The sequence below is a fragment of the Streptomyces sp. NRRL F-2580 genome (genome assembly GCF_000720115.1).
Classification (GTDB): Bacteria; Actinomycetota; Actinomycetes; order Streptomycetales; family Streptomycetaceae; genus Streptomyces.
The window spans coordinates 92,894-106,401 of the sequence record NZ_JOIR01000033.1 but is presented as its reverse complement, the minus strand read 5'-3'; the positions used below and the strand labels follow the sequence as shown (position 1 = coordinate 106,401).

6 protein-coding genes are annotated in these 13,508 nt (G+C 73.5%); 2 read left to right on the top strand and 4 right to left on the bottom strand.

Translation table 11 applies throughout. The features are described 5' to 3' along the window. The first annotated feature begins 20 nt into the window (after positions 1-20). Positions 21-5,858 (top strand): TIR domain-containing protein, encoded by a 5,838-nt coding sequence (locus tag IF88_RS0129700; RefSeq protein WP_037807451.1) that lies wholly within the window; start codon positions 21-23, stop codon positions 5,856-5,858. 7 nt (positions 5,859-5,865) lie between these two features. On the opposite strand, the gene IF88_RS0129695 is transcribed toward IF88_RS0129700, so the two are convergent. From IF88_RS0129695 to IF88_RS0129680, 4 genes are all read right to left on the bottom strand, one after another. Continuing rightward, positions 5,866-8,748 carry a tetratricopeptide repeat protein gene (locus tag IF88_RS0129695; protein ID WP_030719219.1) on the bottom strand — a complete coding sequence of 961 codons (2,883 nt, stop codon included), beginning with the start codon at positions 8,746-8,748 and terminating at the stop codon, positions 5,866-5,868. Between the two features lie 80 nt (positions 8,749-8,828). Then, positions 8,829-9,326 (bottom strand): hypothetical protein, encoded by a 498-nt coding sequence (locus IF88_RS42440; protein WP_158754643.1) that lies wholly within the window; start codon positions 9,324-9,326, stop codon positions 8,829-8,831. A 45-nt stretch (positions 9,327-9,371) separates the two neighbouring features. Then, complete coding sequence (locus IF88_RS0129685) at positions 9,372-9,701, bottom strand: hypothetical protein (protein ID WP_158754641.1); 330 nt, start codon at positions 9,699-9,701, stop codon at positions 9,372-9,374. Between the two features lie 22 nt (positions 9,702-9,723). Continuing rightward, positions 9,724-12,252 carry a CHAT domain-containing protein gene (locus IF88_RS0129680; protein ID WP_030719212.1) on the bottom strand — a complete coding sequence of 843 codons (2,529 nt, stop codon included), beginning with the start codon at positions 12,250-12,252 and terminating at the stop codon, positions 9,724-9,726. Between the two features lie 252 nt (positions 12,253-12,504). Here IF88_RS0129680 and IF88_RS0129675 point away from each other — a divergent pair, with 252 nt between their 5' ends. Next, positions 12,505-13,446 (top strand): NAD-dependent epimerase/dehydratase family protein, encoded by a 942-nt coding sequence (locus IF88_RS0129675; RefSeq protein WP_030719209.1) that lies wholly within the window; start codon positions 12,505-12,507, stop codon positions 13,444-13,446. Positions 13,447-13,508 lie beyond the last annotated feature (62 nt).

Below are 13,508 nucleotides of genomic sequence, written 5' to 3'. Positions count from 1 at the left end.
CTCCTACCATGGTTCCCATGATGACGGATGGGCAATTCGGCGCTCCCGCAAGAGAGTTCGACTTCTTCATCAGCTACTCGCCGGCCGATGAACCATGGGCCGCATGGATCGCCTGGACCCTGGAGGAAGCCGGCTACCGCACGGTCGTGCAGGCCTGGGACTTCGTACCGGGTACCAATTTCATAGACTTCATGGACCGCGGTGTCAGCGAGTCCCGGGCCGTGATCGCCGTGCTGTCCCGCCATTACGAACGCTCCACCTACGGCCGCATGGAATGGCAGGCCGCGCTCCGCGCATCGCCGGAGTCCCCCGAAAGGCGCCTGCTGACCGTACGCGTCGACGAGATGCCGATCGAGGGACTGCTCGCCACCATCACCTACGTCGACCTGGTGGGCGTGGCCGACATCGACGCCGCCCGCTCCCTGCTGTTGACCCGCGTCGAGCAGGCCGTCGACGGACACGCCCGCCCGGGCCGGCGGCCCGGCTACCCCGGTGGCGGCCCCGTCCCCGTCCGCCACCCCGAGCAGCCGAACCCGGCCCGGCCGCAGCCGAGCGTCCTCGCCGGCCCCGGCTGGGCGGGCCGCCGGCGCCCCGCCCGGGCGCCGCTCTACCCGCAGGCCTCCCCGGCCGACGGCGGCCGGGCCCAGGACGCGGTCACCGTGCTGCACCTGGCCGGGCCCGACTTCGGGCGCGGGCGCGAGCCCGACGCGCTCAGCCGGCAGATCCGCGGCGACCTGATCATGCTCAGGGACGCGGGCGCTCCCGCCCCCGACCTGATGGTGGTGACCGGCGACCTCACCGCCTCCGGCAGTCCGCGCGAGTGCGACCAGGCCCTCAGCTTCCTGACCGCCCTGCGGTCCCAGCTCGACCTGTCGCCCCAGCGCGTGATGGTGGTACCGGGCGCCCAGGACGTGAACCAGGCCGCGTCCCAGGCCTACTTCCACACCTGTGAGGCCGACGAGGTCGCGCCCCAGCCGCCGTACTGGCCCAAGTGGCGCCACTACACCCGGCTCTTCCGCGGCCTTTACCAGGGGCTGGACACCGTCTTCGACAGCGATCAGCCCTGGACCCTCTTCCCGGTGCCGGAACTGAGCACGGTCGTCGCCGGCTTCAACTCCTCCATGGCCTACAGCCACCGCCCGGAGGAGCAGTACGGGTACATCGGCCGCGACCAGGCCGCCTGGTTCGCCGAGGCCATGCGCCGCTACGAGGAGGAGGGCTGGCTGCGCATCGGAGCGCTCCGCCATCCGCTCACCGACGGCCGCCGCCCCGGCGACGCGGTCGGCGGCCCCGGCGGCCTCCGGGACGCCGACACCTTCGCCCGGCTCGCCGCCCCGCGGCTGCACCTGCTGCTGCACGGCCCGACCGGCGGCCCGCGCACCCTCACCGGGGTCCCCAGCCACACCCGGCTGCCCGGCGCCGCCGGCGAACTGCCGCTCTTCGGTTCGGCCGCCCCCGCCCGTTTCCAGCTCCTGCGGGTCACCGCGGACGGAGCCACCCGCTGGGACGACCGGATCACGGCCGCGAGCGAGCACTTCCCCGGCGACTGGAGGCAGACCCGCCGGGTCTTCCCCGTCCCCGAACTGCCCGCCGTCATCACCGTCGAGCACACCCAGGGGAGGGCCCAGCTGGAGGATCCGGCCGCTGCGCTCATCGAGCGGGTCAAGGAGATCTGCCGGGTGCGCAGGGAGGGCGTACGGCTGCGCGACGTCCCGCGCCGCGAGCCGGCCGACATGGCGCAGATCATGGCCACCTGGCGGGAGCAGGAGGACGGAGTCGTCCGGCAGCAGCGCATCGCCGTCCACCCCGGCACCCCCACCGAGGACGAGATCGACCGCTTCATCGCCCAGGTGCACGCGACCGACACCGGTTCCGAGGCCGTCCTGGTGTACGCGGGCGAAGCCCCCGCGAGCGGGCTGCGGCAGCGGGCGGCCGGCCACGGCGTACGCGTACGGGTGCGCAGTTTCATCGAGTTCCAGGGCCTGCTCGACCTGCGCGGTTACGTCGCCGCGCAGACCGCCCGGCTCGCGGCCGGCGAACAGTACCCGCCGGGCCTCTACCTCCCCCAGCGCTACCGGGACGCCGACCGCAGCGACGGCCAGGAACGTGACGGACTGGTCGAGGAGCTGCTGGAACTGCTGGAGTCCGACCACGGCCGCTTCGTCCTGCTCCTCGGCGACTTCGGACACGGCAAGACCTTCGCCCTGCGCGAGCTGGCCCGCCGCATCCCCGAGCAGCTCCCGCACCTGACGCCGCTGCTGATCCCGCTCAACACCCTCGACCGGGCGCACAGCCTCGAAGGCCTCGTCGCCGCCCACCTCGCGAGCCACGACGTCGACACCATCGACCTGCGGGCCCTGCGCTACATGCTCGCCCAGGGCCGCGTGGTCCTGCTCTTCGACGGCTTCGACGAACTCGTCCACCGGGTCAGCTACGACCGGGCCGCCGACCACCTCCAAGTCCTCCTCGACGCCGCCGTCGACAACGCCAAGATCGTGGTCAGCAGCCGCACCCAGCACTTCAAGTCGCACGCCCAGGTCCTCACCGCGCTCGGCGAGCGCGTCGGCCTGCTGCCGCAGCGCCGCATCCTGTCCGTCGAGGGCTTCACCCCCGCGCAGATCCGCTCCTACCTGGTCCGCGGCTACGGCGACGAGCGCGCGGCCGACCAGCGTTTCCAGCTCCTGCGCAACATCCCCGACCTGCTGATGCTCTGCCGCAACCCCCGGCTGCTCTCCTTCGTCGCCGACCTCAGCCAGGACCAGCTGCGGGCGGTCGCCGGAGCGGGCCGCGCCCTCAGTCCGGCCCGGCTGTACGAGGACGTGTTCACCTCCTGGCTCGGCTACGAGGAGCTCCGCGGCCAGGGCGGCCCCGGCGCCCCGCCCGGACTCACCGTCGACGAGCTGTGGGCCGCGGTGACCGCGCTGGCCTGGCGGCTGTGGGAGAGCGGCCGCAGCGCCCTGCGGCTCGACGAGCTCACCGAAACCGTGGCCACCACCCTCAGCGAGCTCACCGAGTCCCCGCTCACCCCGTCCGAACGGGCCCAGGCCGTCGGCGCGGGCAGCCTGCTGGTGCGCAGCGACGACGGGGTCTTCCAGTTCATCCACGGCTCCGTCATCGAATGGCTGGTGGCGCGGGAGGCCGCACGCCAGCTCGCCCGGGGCCGGCACACCCTGCTCCACGCCCGCCCGTTCAGCCAGCTCGCCGTCGAGTTCTTCTGCGACCTCGCCGACCACGAACAGTGCGCCCGATGGGTGCGCGACGCCCTCGACTCACCCGGGCGCGGGATCAACGACGCCGCCCGCGCCAACGCCGTCCGGATCAGCGACCGGCTCCGGGTGCCCGCCAACGCCGTCCTGCGGGGCGCCCGACTGGCCGGTGAGGACCTCTCGCACCGCGACTTCTCCGGGGTCGACCTCAGCGACGCCGATCTGACGGACGCCCGGCTGATCGGCGCCAACCTTTCGGGCGCCCGCCTGCGCGGCACCCGGCTGACCGGCGCCCGCCTCGACCGGGCGGACCTCAGCCGCGCCGACCTCACCGGCGCGAACCTGAGCCGGGCCCGGCTGATCCGGGCCGACCTGCGCGGCGCGTCCCTGACCGGAAGCCGCTGGCACCGGGCCGCGCTCATCGACGTGACGATGGACGACACGGTGCGCTCGGCCCCGGAGCTCAGGACCGCCTCGATCGCCCCCGGAATGCCCGTGGACGCGGGGTTCCGGCCGTCGGCGGTCGGGGTCCCGTACGGCTTCGGCATGCGCACCAGCCGCCTGCCCGAGCCCATCGCGTACAGCGCCGACGGTGAACTCCTCGCCGTCGGCAGCGAGGACGGCTCCATCCTGGTCTGCGGCGCCGACGACGGCCGGGCCGTCCGCACCCTCCAGGGGCACGAAGGACGCGTGTACGCCGTGAAGTTCCGGCCCGACGTGATCGCCACCGGCGGCTCCGACGGCGCGGTGCGGCTCTGGGACCCGGTGACCGGCGCCTGCCGGCACAGCCTGGAGGTCCATCCCGACGGGGTCTGGCCGGTCTCGTTCGACGCGGCCGGCACCCTGCTCGCCACCGGCGACCGCGAGGGCCTGGTCACGGTGTGGGACGTGGCCACCGGCGCGCCCGTGCACCGGCTGCCGGGCCACACCGCGCCCGTCTACACCGCGGTCTACGGCCCGGGCGGCATACTGCTCACCGGCGACGCCACCGCGAAGGTACGCCTCTGGGACCTGGCCACCGGGCACTGCGTCCGGGAGATGGACGGCCATCAAGGCGCCGTGTACCGCGCCCGGTTCAGCCCCGACGGCACGCTCTTCGCGACCGCCGACCGCGGCGAGGGGGGGAACGGCGGCACCGTGCGGATCTGGCGCACGGCCGACGCACGGCTGCTCCACGAGTTCACCGGACACACCGGCCGCGTGTACGTCCTCGACTTCCACCCCGAGGGGAACCTCCTCGCCAGCGGCTGCACCGACGGCCAGGTACGCCTCTGGGACCCCGTCGTCGGCACCCCCGCCGGAATCCTCGAACGGGGCACGGGCGCCGTCTACCAGGTGCTGTTCGGCGACGAGGGCAGGCTCCTCGCCGCCTGCGACAGCAACGGCGCGGTCCGGCTGTGGACGGTCACCACCGGGCGGCCCCACGGCTACACGGTCGCCCTCCACCCCCAGCAGCCCGCCGAGCACCGGGGCACCGCCTGGGCGTGCGCCTTCCGGCCCGGCGACAGCCAGCTGCTCACCGTCGGCAACGACGGCGGCGCGCAGATCTGGGATTCCGCCACCGGCCAGGGCAAGCGCATCCTGCGCGGCCACGGCCGCCGCATCAGCGGCGTCGCGTTCAGCGCGGACGGCACACAGCTGGCGGCCGCCGGCAACGACGGCGTCGTACGGCTCTGGGAGACGCGCACGGGACGCCGTACGGACGAGCTCTCCGGGCGCGGGGACCGGCTGGTCTCGGCGGCGTTCAGCCCCGTCGGGCCCCTCCTGGCCACCGCCAGCAACGACGGCGACATGTACCTGTGGGACCCGGCGGGCGGCGAGTACCTGCGGGAGCTCGACGCCGAGACCGAGCACGTCTGGGCGGAGGCCTTCAACACCGACGGCTCCCTGCTCGCCACCGCCAACGACGACGACTCCGTGCGCGTCTGGTTCCGCCCCACCGGTTCCCCCGTCTCGAGCCTGACCGGCCACCGGGGCCGGGTCCGCTCGATCGCCTTCCGCTCGGACGCCGACGTCCTGGCCACCGGCTGCGACGACAGCGTCGTCCGGGTGTGGGACGCCAGGAGCGGCCGGCTCATGGAGGAGCTCGGCGGGAGCAGCGGGCACGCGGACCGGGTGTACGGCGTCGCGTACGGACCCGGGAGCGCCTGGCTGGCCAGCGCGAGCTGGGACGGCAGCGCCATCGTCTGGCGGGACGGGCAGGCGGGCCCGCGCCTGCGCGGCCGCGGCGGACGGCTGTGGGCCGTGGCCGCGCACCCCAGCCGCCCCCTGCTGGCCGTCGGGGGCGACGACCGGTCCGTCTGCCTGTGGAACGCCGGGACGGGCGAGCACATCACCGACCTCGTCGGCCACACCGGCCGGGTGCTCTCCCTCGCCTTCTCCCCGGACGGCACGACGCTGGCGAGCGGCGCCGAGGACGGCACCGTACGGCTGTGGAACCTCCCGGCGGACGGGAGCCCGCCGTCACCGCGCGCGACCCTGATGGGCATGGCGGGCGGCTGGGCGGCGCTGACACCCTCCGGCGGCTACAAGTACGAGGGCGATGTGGCCGGCGAGTTCTGGCACGTCGTGGGCATGTCCCGGTTCACCCCGGGGGAGCTCGACGAGTACCTGCCGGGCATCCACCGGCTGCCACTGGGCGAGGAGTTGTGACGATCGCCTAGGCGTCCTGGGCGCCGCCGTTCAGGGCGTCCAGGATCTCGGCACGTGTGGCGCTCAGGAGCTGCCCCCAGGCGTCGTCGTCTTCACCGCCGTCCGGCAGGTCCGCGTACAGGTCGACGGCCTCCGTGATCTGATCGAGGGCTTCGGACCACAACTCCAGGTCCTTCGAGAGGCCGGCCCACACGACGAGACACATGAGGAGGACGGACCGGACGGGCGAGTCCGGGGCCACCCGCAGTTCGGCGCGGAGATGACCGGCCGCCTCCGCCGCGACCGGCCACGCGGCGCGCGGATCGTCCACCTGGGACAGCCGTTGTGCCAGGGCGACGAGCTGGCCGGCGAAGTACGCGCGGTAGATCCGGCCCTCGGCTTCGTACAGCGTGCGCAGGAGGCCCACCGCTTCCCCGGCGTACGGAACGGCCTCCGCGGGGCGGTCGAGTGTCGCCAGGGCGGTGTCGACGAAACCGGCCGTCTCCGCCAGGTGCAGCACGTGGGGAGCCGTGCCGTCCTGGGCCAGTGCGGAGCGGATCTCGTGGGCCTGGAGGGCCGCCGACAGGGATTCCTCGAATTGGTCCTGGTGGTGCAGGCGGATCGCCAGTCCGTGCAGGTTGTATGCGTGCAGGCGCTTGTACGCCGAGGGGTTGCGCCGCGCGAGCCCTTCCGCGATGGCGCACGCCTTCCTGGCCGCGTCCAGGGCGCCCGGGGCGTCACCGGTCGCGTCGAGCACCATGCCCAGGTTCTTGAGGGCGATGGACACGTCCTCGTCGAACCTGCCCGGGTGGGTTCCGTGCAGCTTCGTGTACCGCTCGGCCGCGTCACGGACGTACGGCAGCGCTTCCCGTGGCCGGCCGCGCTGATAGAGGAGGAGGCCGTAGTTGTCCAGGGACGCCGCGAGTTCGGCCTCGGCCTCCGGGCGGCCCGAGCGGGCCGTGCGCCGGCGCAGCCGCAGACCCTCGGCGGTGTAGGGTTCGGCCTCCCGCCCCCTCCCCATTTCCATGAGCGCCATGCCGAGATTGCTGAGGGCCATGGCGAAGTCGTGGACGGGCAGGGCGACCCCGGACTGCTGCAGCTCGCGAAAGAGCAGGATTCCCTCGCCCATGAGCTCGACGGCTCGTTGTTGACGGCCCATCCGGTGCATCGCCATGCCGAGATCGCTCAGCGCACTGGCGAGGCTCAGCCTGTTCGACGAGGGGCCCCCGTCGGGCAGGCTCTTCCGGATGCTCACCGCGGAACGGAACGAGGCCACCGCCTCCTTCCAGAGTCCGGCCTGGAGCAGCCTGGTGCCCAGCGCCTCGTGGAGCTTGGCGCGTTCGGCCGGGCTGTCGCTGAGGCGCAGCCGGTGTTCCGTCAGAACGCGGCTGAGCGCGGCCGCACCGGGTGCGAGGTCGATGTCCTGATGCCGGGGCAGACACTTCTCCACCGCCTCCAGCGCGGGAAGGTCGACGTGTCCGATCTCGGTCAGGGCGGCCACCACGGAGCCGCCGCCTTCGACGGCCAGCTGCGGCCTCGCCCGCAGGAGCGGCCACAGCTCGCGCTCGGCGACGTGCGGCCAGCGGCGGGCGGTGTCCGTCAGGACCGCCAGCGCGGATCGGGTGTACGGCACCGCCTCCGGTGGCGGCGGCTGCGCCCTCCGGCGAAACCAGTGCGGGCCCCCGGCGGGCGGGGACGGTGCCTGCTCCGGCCGGAGCAGCCGTTCGGCCGCTCTGGCCGCCCACGGGTCCGGTACGTAGCCGGCGCACATGTGCCCGGGCGTGGACAGGGCGAGGAAGTCCTCCGCGAGCCGGTCCGGGTACAGCGGTTCGAGTACGGCGCCGGCCGCCGGATCGCGCGGCGGGTAGCACACGGCGTGGTCGTCGACGACGACCGACGGAGAACTGCCGGACAGGCCGATGCGGTCCAGGGCCGTGGCGGCCTCGGCGTGCGGCAGGGTCCCGGTCAGCGCGGCCGTGTAGACGGCCCGGCGCATGATCGACGGCCCGGTGGACACGCGGCCGTTGTCGTGCAGACTCAGCCAGAAGTCGTGTTCGCGGTCCAGCAGGTAGCGGGAGAGGCCCACGGGATCGCGCGGCGCCGTGAGGTCGAGGCGGAAGCTGTCGATCGCGACGAGCGCGGCCATGTGCAGGGTGAGGGCCACGTCGTACGCGGTGCCGTCCAGGCCGGCCGGCACTGCGGGCAGGGGCGGGTCATCGACCCCGAGCGCGTCCGCGAAGGCCCGGTGGGCGACCCGGTAGGAGATCTGCCGGTCCGTGTGGCTCCCGGCCAGCGCAGGCAGCTCGAGGGTGGGGCCGGTGTCCAGGCCGGCCTTGCTCAGGCGGTTCTGCAGGGCGGGCCACCACAGGTTCGCCGAACGGGCGACGAGCAGCACGCGGCACCGCCCGGGGCGGTTCAGCAGGGGGTTCGACAACAGCATCAGCAGGTCGTCGGCCGGCCAGCGGTCGGCGTAGTCCACGATCAGCAGCAGGGTGCGGCCCGGGTCTCCGGGGGCGACGACCTGCTCGGCGATGGGGTCGCTTCGGTGGTGGGCGGCCCACACCGTCCAGCCCCGCTTCGCGGAATCGGCGGCGAGCCGCGCCGCCAGCCGGGTCTTGCCCTGGCCGCCGCCGGCGTGCACGAGCGCCACCGAGCGCGCCGTGTCGCCCTCCCCCCACCGGCCCAGGGCATCGAGTTCGCCGCCCCGGCCGTGGAAGGGCACAATGCGGTTCTCGGCGGCCAGCAGCCTGCTGGGCTGTCGAAGCGCGGCCTCCACCGGCACGGACCGGCGCGTGAGGTCGAAGGGCGCCACTTGGTAGACGGGCCGGCCGTTGCGCACGTGGATGTCCCCGTGGAGGACGGCGTACACGGAACTGCCCGGCTCGGCATGGATGTGCTGGGACGCCTCCATGCGAGGCTCGTCGGCGGCCGACACGTCTCCGGGGCCTCAATCCGTGTGCGGGGGCGGGTGCGGGGCGTCCTGTGGCCCCGTCACGAAGCTTCGTTCCTGTCGCTCCGGTCGGTTCCGTCGTGCCTGCGGTTGTCGATGTTCATCGTTCCGAACATCACGCCGTAAGTGGGGGCCGGGCCGTGGCCGTTGACCTGCATGACGTTCTTCGTCGCCTGCCCGGCGCGCCGCGTGGTGAGGGCTTCCAGGTCCGCGGCGGCTTGCGGATGCTCCGCGAGCCAGCCCTCCAACCGGGTCTGCCAGGCGTTCGCCAGCTCGTCGCGGGCCGCCTGGCGGCCGTCCTCGGCGACGGCTTCCAGGGCGGCCGCGTCCTGGTCGAGCTCCGCCAGCAGAGGCGGCTCACCGTTCTCGTCGCGGCCTTCGTCGTGCCGCCTCAGGAGTCCGGCGACCCCGGAGCGCATGGTCTGCCAGGCGTCGGTGGCCGCCGCCGCCAAGATGGCCGTGCTGCTGATGCTGGCCAGTTCCAAGAGTGCCGGATCCACGGCGAAGCCCCCGCCCCGTTCGATACCGCTTGCAGTCATATGGTTGCAGAAGGTTCCCGGCCGCGGCAACGGCGTGAAGCCGCGCTATTCGTCGTCACCGAGCAGGGCCTCTTGGACCCGGCGGGCGACGGTCACGATGTCCGCGTCCCCCGGAATCGGGATGGTCACGCTGCCGCCGTTCCCCTTGATCTCGACCGTGACCCCGGCGGTGGACCGCCGCCCGAAGTTGGTGCGAACGAGCTCCGTGAGCCGCAGGAAGGTGTCGGGCGCCTGGAGGAGGCTGACGGTGGCGGACAGGGCCGAGATGCCCACGACGGTGAACTCGGCCGCACTGCCCCGGCCCCCCGGCCGGATGGCCAGCCCCTCGGCGACCAGCAGATCGGCGATGTCCGACGGCATGGAAACGGCAATCATGAAGGTGGTCCTCTCGGTGGTTTCAGTACGCCTGGAACGAGGCCCAGATGATGGGGTGGGGATCGCGGATCTCCTCGCCGTCGAGGTCTTCCCCGCGCACCGAGAACACCTTCCACTCGGTGAGCATCCGCAGCTGCAACCGCCTCAGCAGGTCCGCGTGGTCGCCGGCCCGCTGCCCGTCGAGCATCCCGCGGACGAGGAGGTCCTCGAAGGCCTCGGTGAAGGAGGCGTCGCGGATGTCGAGCGAGGTGGCGATCACCTGGTCGGCGCCGGAGTGGATGACGCCCGCCGCGAGCCCCATGCCCTCGCCGCCGAGGGCCGATGCGCTGGAGCTGGAACAGCACGACAGGATCACCCGTGTGGGCATCGGCAGGAAGGGCGTGCCGTCGTCGAAGGCCCCGAAGAGCTCGCCCGACTGTACGTACGTCTCCTCGGCCAGGGGCAGGGCCGACCAGGCCGGGTCGCTGTCGTGCACCCCGTGACCGCGGTAGAAGAAGACCCCGTGGGTGGAGGGGCCGATCTCGTGCAGGGCCGCCAGCAGGGCGTCCTTGGTCCCGGGGCCGTCGGGTCCGGAGACGGTCAGGAGCGCGGCCGCCCCGTTCACCACGGAGTCCGCCCTCCGCTCGCGCAGCGACCCGTCCGGGTTGTCGCAGGCCAGCAGGAAGGGCACGGGGGCGCCGGGCGGCAGCCGCAGGTCGCGGGACGCGCGCCTGAGCTGGGTCGCCGTGGAGGTCCACATCCGCAGGACCGCCTTCTCGATCAGCCGCTCCTCCGTGCCGGGGACCATCGTGATCGCCCAGGGCACACAGGTGAGTTCGCGGGCCGCGGAGATCGTGAGCCGGAGCGGTTCGTCCGCGCCGGACCGCTGCAGCGCGTCGACGAGCGGCGGCGGCAGCAGCTGCCCGATCGTGCGGGTGATGATCTGCTCCTCGGCCGACCGCCAGCTCCTGAGCTGCGTGAACGGCTCGTAGAAGTCCCCGGGGCCGCGCTTGTAGGGGAACAGGCTCCACGTCTTGCGTTCGGAGGACTGGGAGTGCCCGGCCAGGCCCAGCAGGACCGGCTTGATCCGGTCGAACTCCCGCAGGTCCTGGACACCGAACCCGGCGGGCCGCCCGTCCCGTGCGAGGAACCAGAAGAGGAGACCGTCCTCGATGTGGGTCGCCCAGAAGACACCCTCGGGCAGCGCGTCGTCCAGTGGCTGGGCCGTGAGGCGCCGCGCCTCCTTCGGCGGCAGTGCGGTGCGGTAGTGGGGCAGGAGGCGGGCCTCGCCCTGGTAGGAGACGGGCTCCGGGAAGTGCAGGAGCGTCGAGTTCAGGGCGTCTTCGTACGCGGTGAAGACGGCCGAGGACACGACCAGGTCCTTGCCGCCGGCCGTGCCGGGCGCGCCCGCCGCGGCCGGGGCGGGCGTCACGGCCCTCCCGGCGCCCCCGCCGTCCGGGTCCGCCGTCCCGTCGTCCGCGGGGCCCGTACGGGCCTCGATCCCGCTCTCGGCGAGCTTCTCGTCGTCATCGATCTCGACCTCGGCGCCGAGCAGCGACTGGAGCCGGCACGACTCGATCAGCTCGGCGACCGTCCGTTCGTCTCCCAGGGCGACCGCCGAGACGAGGCCGGCGCGCCGGGTGGGCCCGAAGTTCTTCCAGAGGGACAGGCGTTGGGTGTGCGAACACGCCCGGTACCGCTGCGCGTCCAGCTTCGCCCAGGCGGCCAGCGCGAGGGAGAGGCCCTCCTCGTACCGTTCCAGCGAGGTCCAGATGCCCGCGGCGGCCTGTTCCAGCTCCCCGACCAGCCAGTCGTCGGCCCGGTCCGCGGCGAGCCGGGCGAGGGCGGTGGTGAGGAGGCCGAGGGCGCGTTCCGGCTGCGCGTCGGCGGCGAGACGCTGCGCGAGGCAGGAGACGAGGTAGGTGTAGGGGATGATCCCCAGCTCGCGCACCCGCTCGATGCCCTCGGTCGCGCTCGCGTCGAGCAGGGGCGCCGGGTCCAGGATCCGGGCCGCGATCCGGTGGAAGGCGGCGGACGGGCGGTGCGTCGCGCCCTGGAGGACCTCAAGGCCGTCCAGGGCGGCGGCGTGGTCTCCCTGCTTCATCGTGAGGACGACCATCTGGGCGTACGTGCGCCGCTTGTGGCGGGGTGCGCCCCAGTGGAGGGCGGCGCCGATGAAGCACTCGGACGCGGTCGACCAGTCCGCACAGCGCACGTACTCGCGCCCCAGAAGTTCGTAGAGCCGGGCGAGATGGCGGTCCCCGGGCGGCAGTTCGCCCCGCTCCCAGGGGCGGTCGGTCGTCCTGATCAGCATCGCGCGTACCCAGGAATGCCCGGCGTTCCCCGGGTCCTTCGAGTCCGCGATGCTCAGCCCGCCGAGGAAACCGTCGAGTTCGAGCAGCTCGCGGTGGCGACGGGCCGGCAGGCCCTCGGGCCGCGCCAGGCAGGCGTCGATGCGCGACGCCGTCCACCGGGTGACGCGGGTGGAGAGGCCTCCGCGCAGCGGGAGTCTCCGCTCCCGGGCCATGCGCCCCGCCAGGACGAGAGCGCGGTCGTACGCCGTGAACCTCATGTGCTCCCCCGCGTGCCCGCCCATTGAGAGCAGCCATGGTGCCGCGCCCGAACGGCCGATACCAGGGAAACGGAATAGTCATACGAATGACAATGTGGAGGGTCGGCGGCGAGGGGCGCGGGTCCTGCCTCCGGCGGGCGGAACGTCGTGATCCGGCAGCCCGTAGGCGACTATCGGCCCGGTCCGGGCGGATGGCAGGGGGGATGCCGCCGTACGCCGTGTGACGCGGGCGGCTCGCGCTAGTGTGCGTACGTGAGCTTTCATGTCGTCATCGGTTTTGGACCTGCCGGCGCGGCCACCGCCCGGCTTCTGGTCGAACAGGGCCATTCCGTAAGGGTGGTCACCACGTCGGGCAGACGACCGGAACCCGGAATCCAGCACTTCGCGTTCGACGCGACCGACAGCGCGCGGCTGACCGAGACCGCGCGGGGCGCCGCCGCGATCCACAACTGCGCCGCGCCTCCCTACCACCACTGGGCCCGCGCCTGGCCGCCCCTGGCCGATTCGGTCCTGGCCGCGGCCGAGGCGACCGGGGCCGTCCTGGTACTGCTGGGCAACCTCTACGGCTACGGCCCGGTGGACGGCCCCCTCACCGAGGAGCTGCCGCTCGCGGCCACCGGCACCAAGGGGCGGGTGCGTGCCGCCGTGTGGGAGCAGGCGCGGAAGCTGCACGAGCAGGGCCGGGTCAGGGCGGTCGAGGTACGGGCCTCGGACTTCTTCGGGCCCGGTGTGACCGAGGGCGGCCACCTGGCCGGGCGGGTCCTGCCACCGCTGCTGCGGGGCAAGCCGGTCTCCACCCTCGGGGACCCGGACGTGCCGCACAGCTGGACCTACCTCCCCGACGTGGCGAGGACCCTGGTCGAGGTCGCGGGGGAGGAGCGGGCCTGGGGGCGGCCGTGGCACGTTCCGACCGAGCCCGCGCTGTCGGTCCGGGCGATGGTCGACAGGCTGGCCGCCCAGGCGGGTACGGGGCCGGTCGCGGTGCGCCGGATCCCGCCGGCCGCGCTGGGCCTGGCCTCGCTCTTCTCCCCGCTGATCCGCGAACTGAAGGAGGTCCGCTACCAGTTCGACCGCCCGTTCACCGTCGACGCGCATGCGTACGAGGCGGCGTTCGGGGGACGGGCCACGCCCCTCGACGAACAGGTCAAGGAGACCGTGGACTGGTGGCGCGAGCGCCTGGCGGCCACCGGGTGACCGCTGCGACAGGGACGGATCCCGCCGTGGACCCGAGGCGCGTGGCGCGCGACGACATAGCC